The organism is Streptomyces sp. NPDC088794, from assembly GCF_044750545.1.
Lineage (GTDB): Bacteria > Actinomycetota > Actinomycetes > Streptomycetales > Streptomycetaceae > Streptomyces.
Window position 1 is genome coordinate 166,254 of the sequence record NZ_JBIVKB010000009.1, and the last position, 20,891, is coordinate 187,144.

Here is a 20,891-nt window from a genome sequence, read left to right on the forward strand (position 1 = left end):
AGGCCGTGATCTGAGCCGCCGTTGCGGAGTGGCGGGTAGTGCTGGTCCGTGTGCGTGGGGTGCCGGTACGGATGTGATCACTTGTAGGCGGCGACGGCGGCGAGGTAGATGCCCAGGCCGGTGGCTGCGGTGCCCGCGCCGGTGAGGATCGCCTGGGGGATGCCGGCGCCGGACCGGCGGGCGAGCAGGGCTGCGGTGATCGCGATGTTGAGGGCGGTGGACAGAGCGAGTAGCAGGGACAGGATCTGCAGCGGGCTCATCGCGTGAACTCTCCGTGGTGGTGGTGACGGCCCAGGGGCGGGCCGTGCGGGACGGGTTCGACGCTGACTGTCCAGGAGGCCGTCCTACAGGAGTCCCGATACGGATTGGACACCTCACCGCGAAGCGGGCTGGTGGGCGCTAGGGTTCACGGCACGGCCGGGGTGTGTGTCCACCAGGGTGTCCAGGGGCGGGGTGGACACCCGCGCACGGGCCGCGCGGGAGGGGAAGGCGTCGTGATGGCGGGACCGGCAGCGCAGGAACCGGAGTACGCCGAGCTGATCGCCGAGCTGGCCGCGTTCCGCGACGAGCGTCTGCAGAAGCAGCCGTCGGACCGCGTACTGGCCGGTGCCGTCGGGGTCAGCCCGACCACGATCGGGGACTGGCTGCGCGCCGACCGGTTCCCCCAGCAGATCGATCAGCTGTTGAACATGGTGCGGGCCGTGCGGGCACAGGCCGAGCGTGCGGGGCTGGCCGGTGATCCGGCGGCGGCCGCGGTGCTGGACGTGCAGAAGTGGCGTCGCGCCTACCAGGCCGAGGCCCGCCGGCGTGCGGACGGCACACGTGCCGAGGTCGAGGCCGGGCAGGGCCGGGCGGCGCTGGAGCGGATGCGGCCGGGCATGCCGCTGGCGAAGGTGGTCGACCCGTTTTCTCTGGAGGTGCACCGTGCGATCGGTTCTCCGGTTGCCAGTCTGCCGGTGCTGCCGGCGTATGTGCCGCGCGAGCACGACCGCTGGCTGGCCGAGGTGGTGGCACAGGCCGCCGCCGGGGCCAGCCGGATCGCGGTGCTGGCGGGCGGATCCTCCACTGGCAAGACCCGCGCCTGCTGGGAAGCCCTCCAGCCGCTGCGCGAGCGGGACGAGCCCTGGCGGCTGTGGCATCCCATTGCCCCCACCCGCCCCGACGCCGTCCTGGCTGAACTCGCCGATGTCGCCCCGTACACGGTGATCTGGCTGAACGAGGCCCAGGAATACCTGCTCCCCACTCCACTCGGGGAGCAGATCGCCGCGCGCCTGCGGGACCTGCTGCGCGACCCGCGGCGGGCCCCGGTACTGGTGCTGGCCACCCTCTGGCTGGACCACTGGGACACCCTGACCACCCGCACCGAGACGGACCGGCACGCCCAGGCCCGGGAGCTGCTGGACGGCCGCAGGATCAGGGTGCCGGATGCCTTCACCGGCGCCGCCCTTGGCACTCTGACCGAAGCGGCCGACGCTGACCCCCGGCTCGCGGAGGCCGCCGCACGCGCCGCGGACGGTCAGGTCGCCCAGTATCTGGCCGGTGTACCAGTCCTGATGAGCCGCTACGAGGACGCCCCACCGGCCACGAAGGCGCTCATCCACGCGGCCATGGACGCCCGCCGTCTCGGCGCCGGCCCGCATATCCCTCTCACATGGCTGAAGGAGGCCGCCCCCAGCTACCTCACCGAGGCCGAGTGGAACCAGAGCGGTGACAACTGGCTTGAACAGGCTCTTCACTACGTCACGAAACCTTGCAACGGCATCCCTGGCATCCTCACCCCCGTCAAGACCGGCACCCCTCGCAACCAGCGCAACCGCCGGACCAGTGCCCCCACCGGCTCCGCTGCTGGGCATGGCACCCGGGCCGGGCAGGGGCCGCTGTACCGGCTGGCCGACTACCTCGACCAGCACGGCCGCCACCACCGCGCCGAGACGATCCCCCCCATCGGCTTCTGGACCGCGGCCGCCAGCCGCGCCCACCCCGCCGACCTGGCCACCCTCGGAGATGCCGCCCGGGACCGCGGCCTGTACCGCGACGCCACCCAACTCCACAAACACGCCACCACCCACGGCAACCCCATCGCCGCATCCCTCCTCGTCTACCACTTCCGCACCCTGCACGCCACCGACCCACGCCCCGCCCAATGGGCCGCCGCGCACGCCTCCCTCGACGAGCCGGCCGCCGTGGCCCGGCTACTGACCGAGCTGCGGGGGGCCGGGGCGGACGAGGTCACCGTGTTGCTGGCCCGTGATCCCGCCGCGCACGCCTCCCTCGACGACCTGGCCGCCGTGGCCTGGCTGCTGACCGAGCTGGGGTGGGCCGGGGCGGATGAGCAGGTCACTGCCCTGATCGAGCGGGTCGCCGCGCACGCCTCCCTCGACGACCCGGCCGCCGTGGCCCGGCTACTGAACGCGCTGCGGGGGGCCGGGGCGGACGAGCAGGTCACCGTGTTGCTGGCCCGTGACCCCGCCGCGCACGCCTCCCTCGACCCTCCCCCGTACGCCGTCGCCCAGCTACTGAACGCGCTGCAGGGGGCCGGGGCGGACGAGCAGGTCGCTGCCCTGATCGAGCGGGTCGCCGCGCACGTCTCCCGCAACGACCTGGACACCGTGGCCTGGCTACAGAACGCGCTGGGGTGGGCCGGGGCGGACGAGCAGGTCACTGCCCTGATTGAGCGGGTCGCCGCGCACGCCTCCCTCGACGACCCGGCCGCCGTGGCCCAGCTACTGAACGCGCTGCAGGGGGCCGAGGCGCAGGAACAGGTCACCGCCCTGGCCGAGCGGCTTCCTGCTGCAGGGCGCTTCGATCAGTTCATCGAGATCGGTGACTACCGGGAGCGGTTCCGGTTCGGTCGGGAACCTGATGGGAGCGTCGCTGCCCCCTGGGCGTGGGGGGACCTGGAATGATCCGGAACGCGAACTGTCTCGTCGAAGTCGGCACCGCCCGGGACGGGCGGGAGTGACATCACACCGGGCGCCGCCGTCAGGCACGTTCCGGAATGGCTACTTGCCGAACGTGCCTGTCGCCCGCTCGACACCCGAGATAACAGTCACGACGCGGGCACACCTCCGCCCAGGGAGCCGGACTGTTCAGGCCTTCGGCGGGCGGAACGGAAGGACATTGTCCGGTGCAGGTGCGTGTCTTGCTTGCCTGTCGTCCTCGTGAGTGAGCACAGCGTTGGCGAGGGCGAGTCTGATCACCTGTTGGCGGAGCTCCTCGATCTCGGCTCTCTGATTGGCAATGTTCTTCTTCAGCTTGGTGACCGTTTCCCGGAGTCGTTTCTCGGTCTCCGGGACTTGGCGGGATTCGGTGCGGACACGTTCGTAAAACTCGTTCTTCAGGTCGACGTGCCGTTTGAGAAGGGCCATGCGGTGGACGTCGGCCTCGGCGGCGAGGGCGACGACGGTGAGGCTGCCGTTGGAGGCGGTGGCCTGTCCGGTCAGGAGTCGGTCCATGGCCTCGCGGATGCGGGCGCGCTCGTTCTGGTGCTGGTGGTTCATGTGAGGGCCTCGGCGGGGTGCGCGGTGCTGTCGTGGGTGGCGGCCGTCTCGCGGAGCCGGTGGGCGTTGGCCCGCAGACGTCTGCTGACCGGGCCGGGGGTGTGGGCGGCGAACTGGTCGAGTTCGTCGGCGCGTTCACGAAGAAGGCGGGCGTGGGTGTCCGTGCGGACCGTGTTGCCGCAGCCGGGCCGGCAGTCGTACTGCCGTGGGGCGGTCGCGCCGGGATCTGGCTCGCAGAGCGCGTTGTCGTGCTTGAAGGCACAGATCAGGAACGCGTCAGGGTTGTCATAGAGCACGATGCCGTCGCGGGCCAGAAAGGTGCTGGCCTTCCTGGCGAAGGTGCGGGGGACAATACGCCCCTCGAAGCGAGGGGTATGGGCGGCGGCGGTCAAGGCTCGGCGGGCTGCGGGCCCGGAGACCTTCTCTCCAGCGGCAACGCGGTCACGCAGCCGCGCTGCGGTGTCGGCGGAAGCGAGGGCGGTTTCGACGTCGAGGATGGCGTGGATGCCGCGGCGGCCGCGGGCGCCGTAGCCACTTGAGGTGCGGGCATCGAGGACGGTCCGCATGTGCCCGTACTGAATGGCGAGCGCGATCAACCCTCCGGGACGTCGGGCAATGTGCCAGGCAAGAGATCTTCTGAACCGCCCCAGACCGATCGCGCCGTGGGGATCGTTCGGGATGGCCTGGTCGGACAACTCCTGCGCCCTGGCCTCGCGGTTCACCCAGGTCACGAAGGCTTCGATGCGCAAGGCCAGCGTGGACTTCTTCAGCGCGCCCCCATATCCGTGGCGCGAGTGGAACTCGTGGTGGGCGGTGCCGAGGAGGAGTTCCCCTTCCGGAACCATCCGCTCCAGCACGCGGATGGCGTGGACCACCGGCGTGATCGCGACCCAGGGCACTTGGCGTACTTCACCGGCGGAGATGTGGTTGCCGTCGTCGTCTGTGACGGTCTTGTAGTGGTGGCTGTGGATCAGGTGCTGTCCCCCGGCGCCGTCAACGCCTGGTTCGGGGTCGGGGCAGCAGCCGGAACGCAGTCCCTGCACCTCCTGCGGACGCATCCCGGTCAGGTAGAGCAGGATGATCGTCGCGGCCGTACCCAGGTTCCGCATCAGTTCGGCGGCCTCGTTGAAGTCCACATGCTCGCGCCATGGCTTGCCGTTGATCTGCCCGGTGACCGGCACCCGCAGCGGACAGGGCCCTGGCCGCGACGCGGCGATCTCCGCGAGCCCGTGCTGCTTGACGAACCTCCAAACCTGACCGCGGTTGGAGCCGGTGAGTGCGGCGATGTAGGTGGCGGCCACCTGGATCTCGCGTTTGCCAGAGCTCGCCGGCAGCGGGTGACCGGCCCGCGCCATGAGCAGCAACCACTCCTCAAGCCCAGCCCATCCGGCTGCCGTGGCCTTCGTGGCGGCGGCAACGGCGATCAGTCGGCGGCGCTCGGCCCAGGCCGCCAGGATGTCGTCGGCGAACTCGTCGACGAAGCGGATGGCCCAGATCAACAGCGGACCGAGAACAAGCGGGTCCAACGGCTCCGTCGCGTTCTCCCCGCCCGCGGCCGTCATGGCTGGGGGCAGGAAGTCGTCGACTCCCTCTGTCTCCCATGGAGGTCGGGTGATACCCGTGGGGCGGGCGCTGAGCTGGTCGAATGCCCACAGGTTCGTCAAACGGACAGCGATGATCGCTGCGGTGTCACGGGACACTCGGACCATGCGCTCGCTTGCATAGGCTCGCCACTGTGTGTCGGTGCAGGCGTGCAGGCTGGTGATCTGGCGTTCGTGCAGCCAGCGGGCGAGGCGCATCCACTCCTGGCAGGTGGCGAGCATGTCGGTGCCGCCCGAACGAGATCGCGCCTGGACGCCTCGGGTCTGGAGGTAGGTGGGCCTCAACTGGCCGTTGATCATTGTCCAGGTGGCTAGTTTCACCTGGTCCCGAAGGGGGCCCGGGCAGTTCTTCCAGTGGAGGTTGACCAGACCGGTGCCAGGATTGTCGATGAGCGGCGCCATGGACCACACCTCGTCCTGGTAACGCGAGTTCGGGTGCGTGTTGCCGGGGCTGATCCACTCAGGCAGCACCACGGGACCGTCCGGGCGGGGCATGGCGAGCACGTACGTATCGGTCTCGGCAGCGGTGCCGACGGCGGTCATGGGGCGAGCTCTCCCTTCAGTAGAAGATGGACCAGGGTGCGGTCCTCGTCGTTCACGCGGGCGAGCGCCGCGTTCCAGGCCACCGGGCCGACCTTGTCGCGCAGGTCCTCAAGACGGAGCACGTGTTCGCTCCACCGCTCGTGCCACGAGCGGTCGGGCAGGACGGAGCGGAGACTGTTCAGCTCTCGGTGCAGATGGGCGAGCCGTGGGTGATGGCCGGGATGGACACGGGCGTTGGGGCAGGCCAGGCAGAGCATGAAGTCCGCTCCGCAGCCGCCTTGCGCGTCGGGCCAGGGGCTGGACGTCTCGTCCGCGCAGTCCGCGGCCACGGTCTGTCCGTGCCCCGGGTCCGGGGTGTCGGCGATGTCGCCGACGAACATCACGGCCTGGGCCTGGGCGAGGGCCTCTTTGGCGCCGGCCTCGAAGACGCTCCGCGAGGCCCTTTGAACATGCTCATCTGGCAGCATGTAGATGCTCTCGTGAGTACCCTGCGCGTGCTGAAGGGGACGCCCCTCTCGTGTCACCGCAGTTCTGCGAGTCCGCTGGAACGGCGCCCCTCCCAGACCATGCGTGATCCCCCAGTGCTGTGCGTCGCCGTTTCCGATACCGAACGACAGAGGGCCCACTGGGCGGGGCCGTTCCGTGTGCTGATGTCGCTTGCTGGGATAGTGCATGCGCGCGACCATCAGAAAGTCCGTGCCGGGCTCCAGCCGGGCGGCAAGAGTCCGTCCGTGTGCGGTGGCCTCCAGCGCCTGAGTGATCAACCTGCCAGCCGAGTCGGCTCCGGAGTCGGTGGCGTTCTCCGTGGAAAACCACCAGCCTCCGCCTTGCCTGCGCTTCTCCACCTGAATCTGGTAGGTCACCGCGGCCGTCCCTCCGGCCGACGGGGCCGTGGTCGGGGCCGGCAACCGGTCATAGACCGACAGATTCCAGCCGAACCGGCCGGTCAACAGCACGGCCAGCGCCGTGAGCTCGGAACGAGACAGAAACAGCCTGCCCCACGTGCACTCCGAGCCGGTGCCGCCCAGAAGTCGACGTTCTCTCACGTTCACCGCTCCGCTCGGCGAGACCGTGTGCGGGACGTAACCGGTCCGCGCAAGGTGGTCGAGAATTACACCGAGGCGCCCCTCCCGGCTGCCATCAGTCAGGTCCTCGGCCCGCCAGCTCTCCAACAGGCGTGTGTTCTCACGGATCCGCAGCAGAGCGGTTCGGAACTGCCGCTGTGCCGCCAGCAGCACCCGCTCCCGCTCATCCTCTCCGTACGACTGCTTGACCGGCACCTGCTTAGGAATGCGGCGAGCCAGTTCCTCACCCACCGGCCCGCCGGCCAGCCTCGGATCCGCCCGCAGCAATGGCCTCACCTGACGCAGCACACTCTTCCCGCTGTTGGTGCCGATGTGCGCCGCGCGCCAACGCTTGAGCATGGCGGTGGTCAGATCCCCCAGGTCTTCCGGGGGATGCTCCAGCTCGGAGACGAAGCGCGCGAACGCCTTCACCGTGATCCAGGAAGCCTGCGCGGTCACATGGCTGTTCCAGCCCGCAGACCGGGCCGCGAAGACCCTGGCCAGTGACCGCTGCATCGGCTCGGCAACCGGCAACTCGGCGAAGTCGAACGGCATCTCGTATCCGGCCTTGTTGACGACCGCCACCACGAGCCCATCGGGAGCCAGCGGCGGCTCGGTGCGGTGATCGGCCAGCGGCAAGGCGGCTCGCCGTCCCCGCCCGGTCACCGGGCCGCCTCAAGGACAGCGTCGATGTCCTGGATGCCCTGCGACTCCCGGGCGAGCCGGGTGAACACACCCTCCAGGTCCTCGACCTGCTGTTCGTCCTCACCGACGGGTTCGGCCGCAGCCAGGATCGACTCCAGTTGCAGGTGCGCGACCGGCGCGAGGTAGTGCCGTTTCGTCACCTCCACGTCCGCATGACCGAGGAGGGTCTTCACCAGCCACCACGGATCGCCGAACAGCAACGCGAAGTCCCGACGGTCCGCGGCCGAGAGCCCATAGCGTGTCTCCACCAACTGGTTCAGCAAAACCAGCATGTAGAGGGCCATCGAATGACGCGCGGCGTGCGGCGTGGCGTACGGGCTCTTGCCGCGTACCTCCGCCAGCCGGAAATCCCGCTCGACCTCCCGTTCTCCCACGGTGAGCAGGACTTCCTCGCAGCGCAGGTTCGCCGCCCTGAACACGCCGTTCCACCGGTCCGGGGCCATCGGCAGGCCCTGCTCCGTCAGCCACAACCACGCCGGCTCCGGCCCGTCCGGGCCCTCCAGGAACAGCCCCTGCCGCTCACGCCATCCCAGACGGCTGAGTTCTTGCTCACCGGCGACGCCGTTCGCATCAACCCACTCGATCTTGGGTCTCAGGCCCCGCGTCACCTTCGTGACCAGCCGCATCATGGGCAGCCGCTCGTAGCGGCCTTCGGCGTGGGCGCGTTGCACCGCCCACGCGCGCTCCGACTCGACGTATGCCTCGGCCTGGCCGACCGCGTCCACCGACACGTAGAAGACCCGGCTCTGCTTCGACCGGGTGACCGCCGCGGCGACGCGGCCATGGCAGTAGCGGCCGAACCGCAAGCGCTGGCTGGGCAGTTCGAAGGTGAGCAGCGAACCACCCTCCTGCCGGCGCAGGCCAGAGCTGAGCAGCAACTGCACGAAGCTGGTGTTGCGCAACTCCGTCCGCGACTCCCACCCCGGCGCCGGCATTCCTGAACGGCCGTGGCCGCGGAGCCCGATGTCCGACCACAAACCCCAGGTCCGCGGCGTCAGCCACAGCACCCGCGAGCTCACCGAGTCCGCCGCCCGGTCCCCGCGCCGCACGATGTCCACCGGCAGCGGGGACACCTTCGCCCACCGAAACAGCTTGGTGAACGCGGCCGCCTCACGGTTCCACTTCGTCCCGCTGATCCGGCGCGGATTCTGCGGAGCCCGGCATCTCCAGTGCCGGTAGTCCGCCAAGTCCTGTCTGGTCGCCTGGCTCCACAGAACTCCGCGCGAGGACAGGAAAGTCAACAACGGCCGGATATCCGTCGCGTAATTCCGCTTGGTTTCCCGCTCCAGATCCCGGAATTCGACGGACCGGACGAAATCCAGCAGGTCCCGGTCCACCGTTCCGTCCGGTGCCACGAACACCGGATCACCCGGCCGCAGACCGATCCGGGCAACCTCGGCCGGCAGGTCCTGTACCCCCAGGACACCCTCAGACGGCAGCGATCCCCAGTGCCCCGGATCGGGCACCCACACCACGTACCAGTCGTGCAACTGACGCCTCCCCTGACGCTTGAACACGCCCAATCATCAGGGAAGTGCTGTCCACGACCGTGCGGCGGCCCGCGGCCAGGCGCTTGCCCGCGATGTAGTGCAGGACGTCGAAGGCGTCCTTGGTCGCGCCCTGGTCGTTCTCGTCGTCGGAGACCAGGCCGCGGCAGAAGTCGGAGGAGATGACCTCGGTCGGCTTGAAGTGCCGATGCGCGAAGGTGGACTTGCCGGAGCCGGAGGCACCGACGAGGGAGAGGTCGGTGACGGGGAGGACCCGCCCCCTCTTCTGGGACACCTGGGTCTCGGTTGACTCGCTCATGCTGCCTTCGCCTCCTTCTCGCTCTTGTCGTTCTCTTCGTTCTGCACGCTCTTGGCGTTCTTGTCGTTCGCGCTCTCGGCCTTGAACACGGCCATCTGGGTGGGCGGGCCCACCTCGGGGTCGTCCGGCCCGACGGGTACGAACTCCACGCCGTAGCCGTGCCGTTCGGCGACCGCGGCCGCCCAGGCGCGGAACTCCTCGCGGGTCCACTCGAAGCGGTGGTCGCCGTGCCGGACGTGGCCGGCCGGGAGGGTCTCCCAGCGCACGTTGTACTCGACGTTCGGTGTGGTCACCAGGACCGTGCGCGGGCGGGCCGCGCCGAACACCGCGTACTCCAGGGCCGGCAGCCGGGGCAGGTCGAGGTGCTCGATCACCTCGCTGAGCACGGCGGCGTCGTACCCCTTGAGCCGGTTGTCGGTGTACGCGAGCGAGCCCTGGAAGAGCTTGACGCGCGAGGCCTGCCGCTCCCCCATGCGGTCCAGCTTGAGCCGCCGGGAGGCGATGGTGAGCGCGCGCATCGACACGTCGACGCCGACGATCTCGGTGAACCGCACGTCCTTGAGCAGCGCCTGCACCAACTGGCCCTGTCCGCACCCGAGATCGAGCACGCGGGCCGCGCCGGACGCCCCCAGCGCGGCGAGGATCGCGTCCCGGCGCTGCACGGCGAGCGGGGTCGGCTTCTGCTCCGTCTCGGTCTCCGCCTCGACGGCGTTGTCGATGTCCTCGACCTCGCTGTCGTCGGCCTCGGCCAGCCGGACCAGCTCCAGGCGCTCCATCGCCTCCCGCGTCAGCGACCAGCGGCGCGAGAGGTAGCGGCCGACGATCAGCTTCTGCTCGGGGTGCTCCGGCAGCCAGCCCTCGCCGACCCGCAGCAGCTTGTCGACCTCGTCGGGCGCGACCCAGTAGTGCTTGGCGTCGTCGAGCACCGGCAGCAGCACGTAGAGGTGGCGCAGGGCCGCGGCGAGGGTCAGCGCCTCGGACTCCAGGAGCAGCCGTACGTAGCGCGAGTCGCCCCACTCCGGGAACTCGGCGTCCAGGGCGATCGGTTCGACGGTGACCGTCCAGCCGAGCGGCTCGAAAAGCCGCCGTACGAGATCCGGGCCGCCGCGGGCGGGCAGCGCGGGCACCTCGACGCGCAACGGGCGTGCCTGTGAAGGGAGTTCGGGCTTCGCCTGACAGGCGCCCTTCATCGCGCTGGAGAAGACGGCGCTCAGCGCCACCGCGAGCAGCGAGGAGGCCGCGTACGGGCGGTCGTTGACGTACTGCGCGAGCGCCGCGTCAGGTGCGCCGCCGCGGCCCTTGCCCTTCCCCCGCCGCACCAGCGCCACCGCGTCGACCTCCAACAGCAGCGCCGCCGTGCAGCGTTGGGCATCCGCCTCGGGGTAGAGGACGTGCGCCGTGCCGTAGGAGGTGGAGAACGCCTGCGCCTTGTCGGGATGCTTGTGCAGCAGGTAGCCGAGGTCGGTGGCGGGGCGTTCGGGGGTGCCGGTGGTGGTGATGGTCAGGAACATGCGCGGGCCTCTCCGGCCGGGTGGATGACGGATCGACGGACTGGTGTGGTGCCGTACGCGCGACGGCCCCCAGGGGGTGATCCTGGGGGCCGTCAGGACGACCGTCTCACCTTGGCACACGGCACCGACCGGCGCCTTTGTTTATTCCGGCCGCCCCAGGCCGCCGTCCCAGGCCGCGCCGGATCGTCGCTACGACAGCTGCGACTGGACCTGCGAGGAGATCAGCTCCAGGTGGTCGAGGTCGGAGAGGTCGAGGATCTGGAGGTAGACGCGCTGGGAGCCGATCTCGGCGAACCTGCCGATCCGGTCGACGACCTCGGCCGGGGAGCCGGCCAGGCCGTTGGTCCTGAGGTCGTCGACCTCGCGGCCGATGGCGGCGGCGCGGCGGGCGACCTCCTGGTCGTCCTTGCCGACGCAGACGACCAGCGCGTTGGAGTACGTGAGGTCGTTCGCGGGCCGCCCGGCCTCGACGGCGGCGGCCTTCACCCGGCCGAACTGGCGCTCGCTGTCCTCGACGGAGGCGAAGGGGATGTTGAACTCGTCGGCGTAGCGCGCGGTCAGGCGCGGGGTGCGGACGGCGCCGTGGCCGCCGATCAGGACCGGGATCTTCTGCTGCGCGGGTTTGGGCAGCGCGGGCGAGTCCTTGAGGTCGTAGTACGTGCCGTGGAAGTCGAAGGTGTCGCCGAGCTTCGTCTCCCACAGGCCGGTGACGATGGCCAGCTGCTCCTCCAGGCGGGCGAACTTCTCCTTCGGGAACGGGATGCCGTACGCCGTGTGCTCCTCCTCGAACCAGCCCGCGCCCAGGCCGAGTTCGACGCGTCCGCCGGACATCTGGTCGACCTGGGCGACCTGGATGGCGAGCACGCCGGGCAGCCGGAAGGTACCGGCGGTCATCAGCGTGCCGAGGCGGATCCGCTTGGTCTCGCGGGCCAGTCCCGCGAGGGTGATCCAGGCGTCGGTGGGGCCGGGGAGGCCGTCCGTCGAGCCCATGCGGAGGTAGTGGTCCGAGCGGAAGAACGCGTCGAAGCCGAGGTCCTCGGTGGCCTTCGCCACGGCGAGCAACGTGTCGTAGGTGGCGCCCTGCTGGGGCTCTGTGAAGATGCGAAGATCCATACCTCCATCCTGCACGCTCCGGTGCCGGTCAACCCCACCGGTCCCCCTGGCCACGGCCGTCCCCGGTCGGGTGAAATTGCGTCAACGGCGTGCACGCGGGGTGCTCGTGCCAGTGACCCGGCCCGACAGTGATCGTTGGCCGGAGCGGAGCCGGGCCGACCGGCACCCGCACCGGTCGGTCGTCGTCACCGGCGCGTCACCCGCATCGGCCTCCCCGGGGGCCGGCAGGCCTAGGAGGCCGTCATGTCCGAAGAATCCGTGCCGCAGCAGGGCGGGAGCTCCGGCCAGCCCAAAGGGTTGCTGCAGCAGATGGAGGAGCTCATGGCGGCGCTGAACGCGGACCTGTCGGCACTGGACGCGGACCTCCAGTCGGCGGGCCGAACGGGCGAGGAGCCCGAAACCGGCTGAACGGATCGCCTGCCGGCCGGTTCACACCGGGTCACCCGAGAAGCTAACCCGCCTCCTTCTCCGTCAACCGCTGCTCCGCGTCCGTGAGTTTGCGCAGCATCTCCCGGACCCGGTCCCTGGACTCGTCCGCCGCGTCGATGGCCTCCATGCACTGCCAGTAGGTGCCCTCGTCGTCCGCGGCGCAGGCGAGGCCCACGAGGGCGATGCCCACCTCGCCGAGGAGGCCGCCGAGGTAGCGCAGCGCCTGTCCTGCGTCGCCCAGTTCGGTGAGCTGGGCGGCTCGTAAATCCTCCGTGGCGAGCTGCGGCGCGTCCAGGACGCCGCAGCCCCGGCCCGCCAGTTCGGTCAACCCCAGTGCCTCGCCGCGCAGTTCGGGCGGACCGTAGACCGCGAGGCGACTGCCTATCGCCTGGGCCAGGGCCTGCGCCTGCCACACCTCCGTCAAGGTCTCCGGCGTACCGCCGGATCCCGCCAGGGCACGTCTGCTCGTCACGATGAGCCGCACCGCGTCCATGCGCTGTCCCCGTCTGCCACGACGCGCTGTCCGCACGTCCACTCGAACCCCGCCATTCACTACCCAGCGTGAGCGCGTGCGGGGCGAAAAGCCAGAGGAAGACGGAAATCTGCGGACAACAAATCGATTTCGAGCGGGATGTCGACTGCGGAGAGTGAAAACGGATCGAACGGCTCCTTACGGGGCCGGGAACCGGAACTCGTTGCGGTCGATTTTCGCGTCCAGCGCCGCCAGCGGATCGACGCCGAGCACCTCGCACAGCTGGAGCAGATACGCGAGGACGTCGGCGACCTCGTCGGTGACGCGGTGCGCCGTGCCGGGGTCGTCCATCACCCGCGTCGACTCCTCCGGCGTCAACCACTGGAAGATCTCGACCAGTTCGGAGGCCTCCACACTGAGGGCCGCGACGAGGTTCTTGGGGGTGTGGTACTGCCGCCAGTCGCGGGCGGCGGCGAAGTCGGCCAGCCTGCGCTGCAGTTTCGGCACGTCGAGGGACCCGGGGTCGAGTGGTTCTGTCACGGCTCCAGGTGTACCACTGCGACTCCCGCCGTCTTCTCGGCCCAGGACGCGTCGCTCACCGCGGCGACGAACCGGATGTGTCCGCGGGCGGCCATCCGCGTGGCCAGCCGCAGCAGTTCACCCCGCTGGCCGGGGTCCAGGCAGCGGTCGAAGCCGTCGGCGAGCACGGTGAGCGCCTGCATCGCCGCGGGCACCTCGCCGGCCGCGTCCACCTCCAGCACCCCGGGCCCGGTCAGCAGGACCAGGGCGAGGGCCAGGTATCTCAACTCGCCGTCCCCGAGCCGGCGCAGGGCCGTGCGGTGTCCGTCGCCCCGGTCGAGCAGCGCGCGGACCGTGCCGTCGACGAAGGGTTCAGCGCGTACGTCCGTCACGGCGCCGGCGCAGCCGCCGCGGACCGCGGCGACGAGCTGGGCGTGCCGCCTGCCGCACTCCGCCTGGGTGCGCCACAGGACGTCGGCGAGGTTGTCGCAGCCGCTGAGCAACCGGCCGGAGCCGGTCGGCACGGGGGCCCGCATCCGGCCGGGGTCCGGGTCGCAGGCGAAGACGGAGCGCAGGGCGACCACCATCTGCTCGGCGGCGGCGAGCACGCGGCGCTGGCCGTCGGTCTTGCCGGCCACGCGTAACGGCAGCAGCGCGGTGCCGAGCCGGTCGTCGGGCAGCGGGGCCCGCGTCACCGGGGACGAGCCCGCCGTGTGCCAGGCCGCCTGCACGAAGGGACGGGACGGGTCGCGCAGCGCGGTCTCCAGCAGGACGAGGCCGCCGGCCGTCAACCGCTCGCCCACGACGCGCAGTTCGGGCTCGGCCTGCACGGCGACGTCGAGCCGCACCGGACCCTCCGGTCCGTCGGCGGTGCAGCCGATCCGGAAGCCCCGGCGCCGCTGCGCGTCGGGCCGGGCCCGCTCGGGCACGCAGTCCGCGGCATCGGGGAACACCTCACCGACGGCACCGCCCCCGCCGAGGCGCGCCAACGCCTCGTACGCTCGCAGGGCCGTCGTCTTGCCGGCCCCGCTGGGCCCGGCGAACAACGTGACGGGCCCGAGGGTGAGCCGGGCCTGCCGATGCCCGGCGAACGCCGAGAGCCGGAGTTCGGTGACGCAGGGGCGGACGTGGTGCACCCGGTCGCCGGGCGAGGCGGGCGAAGCAGGCGAAGCGGGCGCCGACGGCACGGCGTCGCTCGCGAGGTCGGCGGGCGGAGGCGCTGCGTCCGGTTCGGGGCGCGCGGAAGGGACGGTCATGACCGGACCGTAGGACTCCGCCTGGAGGCGAACCGTTCCGCCCGGGCGACCTTCCTACGATCGAGGGACCGAACACCGGGGGCGGGGTCAGGTGCCCGCCGCCCCCGCGTCCTCGATCAGGTCCGTGACCTCGGTGTCGGCGGGTGTCAGCAGGAACACGTTGCGGTCGACGCGGTGCATGCCGGCGGCGAGGCCGAAGACGACGCCGGTGCTGAAGTCGAGGACGCGCTTGGCGACCTCGGTCTCCGCGCCGCTGAGGTCGAGCAGGACCGGGATGCCGGCCATGAGGGTCTCGGCGACCTCGCGGGCGTCGGCGAAGATGTTGACCCGCAGGACGACGAAGCGACGGCGGGTCTCCGTCTCCGCGTCGGGCAGCGAACGGTGGTCCACGGCCGACGGCCAGGCGTCCCGGCCCCGCAGTGGCACGACCTGGGCGAGCCCTTCCCACTGTGCATCGGTGACGTCGTGGCTGTTCACCGGCTCCCCCCGAACTGACTCGTCCTCAACTCCTGCACCAGCCATTCTTACGCCATGTCACCCGTTCGGCCTAACAGCGACACGGTCCGCGACCCCGTGGAAGCACCGAACGAAGGCCCCGGACGAGCGCCTCGGACGAAGCCTTACCGGCCTCACACCGGACTCTTCACCTCCGGCGACGCCCCGCTCACCGGGCGCGACTAGCGTCCCGTGACGTGCACTTGGCAGACACACAGCTGGTGGCACCCGGTCGGCGGACCCGGTCGGCGGTGTCCGCCGTCCCGGACTCCCCCGCGCAGTGGCACCGCGTCCTGACCCTGCTCGCCGACGTCAGTCTCTTCATCGGCACCCGCTCGGTGTGGACCCAGGGCGCGAGCCACCGCCTCCCCGTGGCCGCGGTGGTCTCGCTCTGTTACGTCTCGATCCTGGTCTCCGGGGTGCTGGCCCTGGTGGTCCGCCGGACCCGTTCGCTGGCGCGCCTGGACCTGTGCGTCCTCGCGACCGCGATCACGCTCGCGCTGTGCACCTGGCTCATGAACCACGGCGGCTCCGACGAGGCCTTGCTGTCCACCCAGGCCGCCCGCTCACTGGTCGCGGGGCACCCCGTCTACGGACAGTCCTGGCCCTGGCTCTTCGGCCACGGCGCCGCCCTCACCCCGACGATGAACGGCGGCTACGACCTCACGTACGGCTATCCCCCGCTGGTCCCGTTGCTGACCGCGCCGCTGCTGTGGCTGGGGCACGGCGGCATTCCGGCGACCGCGGTGGGCACGGGCGCGCTGCTCGTCGGCACGGTCGTGCTGTGGCGGATGCTGCCCGTGCCGTGGCGCCCGGCGGCGACGATGGCCTGCCTCGGCTTCGGCTTCCTGCCGATGTACGCCCGGCTCGGCTACCCGGCGATCACCGCGCTGGCCCTGCTGATCCCGGTGGTGGTCCGCTGGCCCCGGATCGGCAAAGGCGGACGGCTCGGCGCGGCCGACATCGCCCGCGCCGCGTGTCTGGGCGCGGCGTGCGCGGCGCAGCAACTGCCGTGGTTCCTCGCGCCGTTCCTGCTCGCGGGCGTGTACGCGGTGCGCCGGGGCGAGTCGGGCGGCCGGGTGGCGGGGCTGCTGGTGCTGCGGACCACCGGCATCGCGGCCACCGTGTGGCTGCTGATCAACACGTACTTCATCGTGAGCGAACCGGGCACCTGGATCAGGGGCGTCGCGCTGCCGCTGACGCAGGGCGCGACCCTGCACGGCCAGGGCCTCGCGGACATCTCGCTCTACTTCACCGACGGCAGCGACCGCCTCGACTGGTACGGGCACGCGAGCGTGCTGCTCGCGGCGGGCCTGCTCGTGCTGATGGTGCTGTTCATGCGCCGGCTCGGGCCCGCGGCGACCGTGCTGCCCTGGTGCGCCTTCTATCTGGCGACCCGCTCGCAGGACGGCTACTACCTGCTGATGACGCCGCTGTGGCTCGCGGCGGCGGTGACCGCTCCACCGGCGGAGTTCGAAGGCGCCTGGCAGCCGCGCCCGCGCCTGCTGTCCGGTCCGCACCGCCGTACGACGCTGGGTGCCGCGGCCGTGCTGGCGCTCACTCCGGCGCTGCTGAGCGCGGCTCTCGCGGTGAGCGGTTCGGCGCCGTTGCAGCTGCGGGTCGCGGCGGTGGGCCGGGCGGCGGCGCACGGGATCCGGGCGAACGTCCTGACGCGGCTGACCCTGCGGGTCACCAACAGGGACGGCACCGCGCTCACCCCGCACTACATGCTGACCATGAGTCAGGGCTCCAGCACGTACTGGTCCGTGGTGGCGGGCCCGGCCACGATCCCCGCCCACCGCACCGAACGGGTCGAGATCAGACCGGCCGCGGGGAAGTTCGCGCTGTCGACCAAGCCGCGTGCGCCGATACGGCTGCGCGCGTTCACGGCGGGGCCGGAGACCTTGTCGAGCGTGTACGTGCACCTGGTGGACCGGAGTGCCGACGCGCGGGCCCACGAGTGAGATCGACGGGACGTCAGTTTCGTACGGGCAAAGGGTGGTTGACGAGCATCAGGCCTGTGCGCGGACGAAGCGGAGCGTGCTGGTGACCGTGGTCAGGCCGCGGATCATGCCCATCTGGTTCCAGCCCAGGCCGAATTCGGCGCGGTCCACGGTGAACTCCGTGTCCAGGGTGAGCGCGTCGGCGCTCGCGCCGGTCAGTTTCGCCGTGACGGACTGCGGGCGGCTGATGCCGCGCACGGTCAGCTGACCGGCGACCTCGACGGTCTCGCCCGCACGCAGTTCCGCGGTGCGGACGGCGAAGGTGATCTCGGGGTGGTTCTCGACGTCGAAGAAGTCCGCGCCGCGCAGGTGCTCGTCACGCTTGCGGTTCTTGGTGTCGATGGAGGCCGCGCTCAGCGTCACGGTGCCGGTCGCCGACCCGGCGGCGGTCACCTCGCCCTGGCCCTCGACGGCGTCGAGGGTGCCCTTCACGGTGACCATGCCCCACATCGTCTTGTGCCGCAGGGCGACGGTGGAGGCGGTGGTGTCGAGCTGCCACAGGCCTGTTTCCACGGCGACGGTCATGATCGTTCTCCAGTCCGGGTAGTTCAAATTTGGTTGCTTCAAATTTGGATGACTGTGACGCTAGCCCATTATCCAAATCTGAACAACCCCGCGACGCCCTCCGCGCCGAGGCCTGTCCAAAATTGGACAACAGGTAGACTCGATGCCATGGCCGACCCCGAGGAGCACTCCGCCCAGCTGCCGCAATGCCCGTCCGCGAGCGGTGAGGGCCTGCTGCCCCCGGAGCTTCGGGCGTGGATGGTCCTGCTGGCGGCCACGGGGGCGGTGGAGCAGCAGCTGCGGTCGGTCGTGAAGGAACGGCTCGATGTCTCCCACGACGAGTTCCTGATCCTGTGCCTGCTCGCCGAGCAGCCCAGGACGGGGTTGCGGATGACGCAGATCGCGGAGCTCCTGGGCCGCCCGAAGACCCGGCTCACCTATCAGATCGCCTGCATCCAGCACGCCGGCCTGGTCACCCGCACGTCGGTCTCCGGCGACCGGCGGGGCGTCCAGGTCGCCCTCACCGAGAAGGGCCGCGACCTCCTCGAGGGCGCCTCGGGCGTCCTCACCGAGACCGTCAGCAAGGCACTCGCCCGCTTCGTAGGACCGGCCGAACGGGAAGCGGTGTGCGGCCTGCTGCCCGACCTCGCGGAGAGGTCGGACGGCGGGGCGCCGACGGCGGAGTAGCGGGGCCCCGCCGGGTGGTGGGGTTGCGCTCGGGCCACCGCGTGGCCGTCGGACGATGGGCACCGCGCCGGACAACCGCGCAGCGAGCCCGTCGCTCGGGTCAGGCGGTCAACACGGCTCCCGCGGTGACCAGTTGTCCCGCAGGGCACGTTCCGCGCGCCCGGGCCACCGAGCGGCTGGGGCCACGACACGGTGAGTGCGGCGGTCAGGCCGGGCCATGGACACCGACTCCGCGTCCACCGGTTGCCCCGAGCATGGTCCTTGCGCAGGCCACCGCACACCGGGCACCGCACCCGGCTCACGCCATCAACACCGCCCCGCGCCCGTCAGTTGGCCCGAACGCGCCCCTTCCTCAGGCACCCGAACAGCGGACGCGCACTCAAGCCGCCACGCGGTGAGCGCGCGCCCGTCCCGCGAATGGCCCAACCCTCTCAGCCACCGGGCGCCGCGCTCGGCTCAGGCCACCAACACCCACTCCGCGTCCACCAGTTGGCCCGAACGCGTCCCTTGCCCAGGCCGCCGCACGGCGAACGCCGCGCTCAAGCCGCCACACGGTGAGCGCGCGCCCGGCCCGCGCATGGCCGCACCCTCCCAGCCACCGCGCACCGGGCACCGCACCCGGCTCAGGCCACCAACACCCACTCCGCGTCCACCAGTTGGCCCGAACGCGTCCCTTGCCCAGGCCGCCGCACGGCGAACGCCGCGCTCAAGCCTGCGCGCAGTGAGCGCGCGCCCGGCCCGCGAATGGCCCAACCCTCCCAGCCACCACAGACCGGGCACCGCACCCGGCTCACGCCATCAACACCGCGTCCGCGTCCGTCAGTTGGTCCACGAGTGTGGCGCGCGCCCTGGCCACTCGTGAACGGACGGTCCCCACTGGGCAGTCGCTCACCGCGGCGGCCTCCGCGTAGGGCAGGCCGAGGAGTTGGGTGAGGATGAAGGCCTCCCGGCGCTCGTCCGGCAGCGCGGACAGCAGGTCGAGCAGGACCACGCCGTCGTCGAAGCCCGGCAGACCCCGCGGCTGAGCGCGTTCGGCGGCCGGCTCCCAGTCCGGCGCGTCGCACTGCCGGGGGCGTGCCGCGGCGTACCGGTAACCGTCGATCACCGCGCGGCGGGCGATGGACAGCAGCCACGAGCGGGCCGAGGAGCGGCCCTCGAACCGGTGCAGGCTGCCGAGCGCCCGCAGGAACGTGTCCTGCGCGAGGTCGTCCACGGCCTGCGGATCGGCGCACAGATGGGCGACGTAGCGCCGGACGTCGCGGTGCAGGGCGTGCACGAAGCGCTCGACGGCGACCTGATCGCCGGTCCGGGCGGCGAGGGCCCACGCGGTTATGGACTCGTCGAGGGTGTCGAACCTGTCGAGGGAGTCGAAGGGGTCGAAGGGGTCGAAGGGGTCGAGGACGTCGGCCGGGTCGCATTGGGCGCCGGCGACATCGAGGACGTCGGCCTTGACGTCGGTTTCCGCGCGGGGCGCGGGCAGGGCAGGAGTGATCACCTGGGGTCCTTCTCGGGATCCGTGATCCGGACCGTGGGCGCGTCAGGTCGTGTCCGCAAAGTCCCGTCGTCCGCCGGGAGGGCGGGCCGCGCGGCATCCGGTGCGTGCTCTCGGGGTCCCCCGGACGGAAGCTGGGGGGTGCTGGGCGGAAGACCTCGTACTGGGCGTACTCGGGCTTTCGCTCGGTGCGGCGAGAGTGCGTGCCGGGCGTCGCGTGGCTGGGGAACCCCCGCTGAGGGAGGGACTTTGCGGACACGGCCCAGGCGCGGGCGGTCCGGTGCAAGGGGAGGTCGGCCCTACGGCGTCGACGCGCGCGTACGGCCGTGACCGGGGCGTGCGCAGGGGCCGCCCCGGGAACCGGCTGTCATCGGACGACAGCCGTGGCCGTGGGCGGCCCCCGAGAGGTGATCGTGTGGGTGAGGTGGAGCAGGCGCGGCGCCCGGTCGGAGCGCCGGCGGCGCGGGCGTACCCGCGGGCGGTCCGGGGTGGCGGGCAGCGCGAGCAGCAGCTCGAGCGGGGCCGCCAGCCGCGCGGCGACGGCCCGCAGGATGCGGAAGGCCGCGCGTTCCCCGTACGACAGCCACAGACCGCACAGCAGCGCGGCCAGCAGGTGGGCGGCGAGCATGCCGAGGGAGGACGAGGTGCCGTGCAGGGAGAAGCCCATGTCCATGGAGTCCGCGACACCCGTCGGGCTCCCCGAACCCCCGGACATGGACGCCGTCGTGCCCATCGAGGCCATGTCCATGGAGCCCGTCGAGGACATGTGCATCCCGCCCATGTCCATGGAGTCCATGGCGTGCCCCGCGTCGACGTGCGCCGACTGCGCCAGCGAGAACGCCGAGTGGAGCAGGGTCTGGGCGGCGACCACGACGGCCACGATCAGCGGGAGCCCGCGTTCACGGCCCGCCAGGCACCACCCCGCGGCGCCGGTCACGGCCGCGCCGGCGGCGAGCGCCCACAGGGGCACCTCGCTGCCGGACATCAGCACGTGGCCGAGGGCGGCGAGCAGCACGCACACGGCCGCGAACACCGCGGCTCGTGTCGTGCGTGCACACCACCCTGGCTTCATGCGCCTCATCCTTGCATCCGGGTTGTCGCCGGTAGAGGTGAGTACGGAAGTGCACAGGGGACCAGACTCACCTCACAGGCTGTGACCCGGGACACAAGGACGGGAGCGGCCAGGTCCGG

19 protein-coding genes are annotated in these 20,891 nt (G+C 71.3%); 4 read left to right on the forward strand and 15 right to left on the reverse strand.

The window, feature by feature from the left end; genetic code table 11:
• Nucleotides 1-77 precede the first annotated feature (77 nt).
• Nucleotides 78-260, reverse strand: coding sequence for a hypothetical protein (locus ACIP6U_RS25245; RefSeq protein ID WP_401721866.1), 183 nt, complete (start codon nucleotides 258-260; stop codon nucleotides 78-80).
• Between the two features lie 237 nt (nucleotides 261-497).
• Between ACIP6U_RS25245 and ACIP6U_RS25250 the strand changes: the two genes are divergently transcribed.
• The gene (locus ACIP6U_RS25250) at nucleotides 498-2,906 is read left to right on the forward strand and encodes a hypothetical protein (RefSeq protein ID WP_401721868.1); all 2,409 of its coding nucleotides are present in this window, start codon (nucleotides 498-500) and stop codon (nucleotides 2,904-2,906) included.
• A gap of 183 nt (nucleotides 2,907-3,089) precedes the next feature.
• Here the strand turns inward: ACIP6U_RS25250 and ACIP6U_RS25255 are convergent, their stop codons facing one another.
• From ACIP6U_RS25255 to ACIP6U_RS25285, 7 genes are all read right to left on the reverse strand, one after another.
• Nucleotides 3,090-3,500, reverse strand: coding sequence for a hypothetical protein (locus ACIP6U_RS25255; RefSeq protein ID WP_401721870.1), 411 nt, complete (start codon nucleotides 3,498-3,500; stop codon nucleotides 3,090-3,092).
• Nucleotides 3,497-5,644, reverse strand: a complete 2,148-nt coding sequence (locus ACIP6U_RS25260; RefSeq protein WP_401721873.1) for an integrase — start codon at nucleotides 5,642-5,644, stop codon at nucleotides 3,497-3,499. Before ACIP6U_RS25260 ends, ACIP6U_RS25255 begins: the two co-directional genes overlap by 4 nt.
• Nucleotides 5,641-7,347, reverse strand: coding sequence for a hypothetical protein (locus ACIP6U_RS25265; RefSeq protein WP_401721876.1), 1,707 nt, complete (start codon nucleotides 7,345-7,347; stop codon nucleotides 5,641-5,643). Before ACIP6U_RS25265 ends, ACIP6U_RS25260 begins: the two co-directional genes overlap by 4 nt.
• A 23-nt stretch (nucleotides 7,348-7,370) precedes the next feature.
• Nucleotides 7,371-8,903, reverse strand: a complete 1,533-nt coding sequence (locus ACIP6U_RS25270; RefSeq protein WP_401721879.1) for a site-specific integrase — start codon at nucleotides 8,901-8,903, stop codon at nucleotides 7,371-7,373.
• Nucleotides 8,842-9,219, reverse strand: coding sequence for an AAA family ATPase (locus ACIP6U_RS25275; RefSeq protein ID WP_401721880.1), 378 nt, complete (start codon nucleotides 9,217-9,219; stop codon nucleotides 8,842-8,844). The genes ACIP6U_RS25270 and ACIP6U_RS25275 overlap by 62 nt, the downstream gene beginning before the upstream one ends.
• Nucleotides 9,216-10,730: a 3' terminal RNA ribose 2'-O-methyltransferase Hen1 gene (locus ACIP6U_RS25280; protein WP_401721883.1), complete on the reverse strand. Its 1,515-nt coding sequence runs from the start codon at nucleotides 10,728-10,730 to the stop codon at nucleotides 9,216-9,218. Before ACIP6U_RS25280 ends, ACIP6U_RS25275 begins: the two co-directional genes overlap by 4 nt.
• Before the next feature lie 189 nt (nucleotides 10,731-10,919).
• Nucleotides 10,920-11,843 (reverse strand): LLM class F420-dependent oxidoreductase, encoded by a 924-nt coding sequence (locus ACIP6U_RS25285; RefSeq protein ID WP_401721886.1) that lies wholly within the window; start codon nucleotides 11,841-11,843, stop codon nucleotides 10,920-10,922.
• A gap of 243 nt (nucleotides 11,844-12,086) precedes the next feature.
• Here ACIP6U_RS25285 and ACIP6U_RS25290 point away from each other — a divergent pair, with 243 nt between their 5' ends.
• Complete coding sequence (locus ACIP6U_RS25290; RefSeq protein WP_401721889.1) at nucleotides 12,087-12,251, forward strand: hypothetical protein; 165 nt, start codon at nucleotides 12,087-12,089, stop codon at nucleotides 12,249-12,251.
• 43 nt (nucleotides 12,252-12,294) lie between these two features.
• Here ACIP6U_RS25290 and ACIP6U_RS25295 read toward each other — a convergent pair whose 3' ends face one another.
• From ACIP6U_RS25295 to ACIP6U_RS25310, 4 genes are all read right to left on the reverse strand, one after another.
• The gene (locus tag ACIP6U_RS25295; RefSeq protein ID WP_401721892.1) at nucleotides 12,295-12,765 is read right to left on the reverse strand and encodes a DUF6099 family protein; all 471 of its coding nucleotides are present in this window, start codon (nucleotides 12,763-12,765) and stop codon (nucleotides 12,295-12,297) included.
• Nucleotides 12,766-12,942: 177 nt separating this feature from the next.
• On the reverse strand, nucleotides 12,943-13,284 hold the full coding sequence (locus ACIP6U_RS25300) for a nucleotide pyrophosphohydrolase (RefSeq protein WP_401721895.1): 342 nt from the start codon (nucleotides 13,282-13,284) through the stop codon (nucleotides 12,943-12,945).
• Nucleotides 13,281-14,519, reverse strand: a complete 1,239-nt coding sequence (locus ACIP6U_RS25305; protein ID WP_401721897.1) for an AAA family ATPase — start codon at nucleotides 14,517-14,519, stop codon at nucleotides 13,281-13,283. Before ACIP6U_RS25305 ends, ACIP6U_RS25300 begins: the two co-directional genes overlap by 4 nt.
• A gap of 87 nt (nucleotides 14,520-14,606) precedes the next feature.
• Nucleotides 14,607-15,041, reverse strand: coding sequence for a cell division protein SepF (locus tag ACIP6U_RS25310; RefSeq protein WP_401721900.1), 435 nt, complete (start codon nucleotides 15,039-15,041; stop codon nucleotides 14,607-14,609).
• A 170-nt stretch (nucleotides 15,042-15,211) separates the two neighbouring features.
• Between ACIP6U_RS25310 and ACIP6U_RS25315 the strand changes: the two genes are divergently transcribed.
• Nucleotides 15,212-16,978: a hypothetical protein gene (locus tag ACIP6U_RS25315; protein WP_401721903.1), complete on the forward strand. Its 1,767-nt coding sequence runs from the start codon at nucleotides 15,212-15,214 to the stop codon at nucleotides 16,976-16,978.
• Between the two features lie 48 nt (nucleotides 16,979-17,026).
• On the opposite strand, the gene ACIP6U_RS25320 is transcribed toward ACIP6U_RS25315, so the two are convergent.
• The gene (locus ACIP6U_RS25320; RefSeq protein WP_401721906.1) at nucleotides 17,027-17,542 is read right to left on the reverse strand and encodes a YceI family protein; all 516 of its coding nucleotides are present in this window, start codon (nucleotides 17,540-17,542) and stop codon (nucleotides 17,027-17,029) included.
• A 147-nt stretch (nucleotides 17,543-17,689) separates the two neighbouring features.
• Here ACIP6U_RS25320 and ACIP6U_RS25325 point away from each other — a divergent pair, with 147 nt between their 5' ends.
• A complete protein-coding gene (locus ACIP6U_RS25325; protein WP_401721909.1) occupies nucleotides 17,690-18,208 on the forward strand; it encodes a MarR family winged helix-turn-helix transcriptional regulator in 519 nt (172 codons plus the stop codon).
• Between the two features lie 790 nt (nucleotides 18,209-18,998).
• On the opposite strand, the gene ACIP6U_RS25330 is transcribed toward ACIP6U_RS25325, so the two are convergent.
• Nucleotides 18,999-19,541 carry a sigma-70 family RNA polymerase sigma factor gene (locus tag ACIP6U_RS25330; RefSeq protein ID WP_401722355.1) on the reverse strand — a complete coding sequence of 181 codons (543 nt, stop codon included), beginning with the start codon at nucleotides 19,539-19,541 and terminating at the stop codon, nucleotides 18,999-19,001.
• 526 nt (nucleotides 19,542-20,067) lie between these two features.
• A complete protein-coding gene (locus ACIP6U_RS25335; protein ID WP_401721913.1) occupies nucleotides 20,068-20,772 on the reverse strand; it encodes a hypothetical protein in 705 nt (234 codons plus the stop codon).
• Nucleotides 20,773-20,891 lie beyond the last annotated feature (119 nt).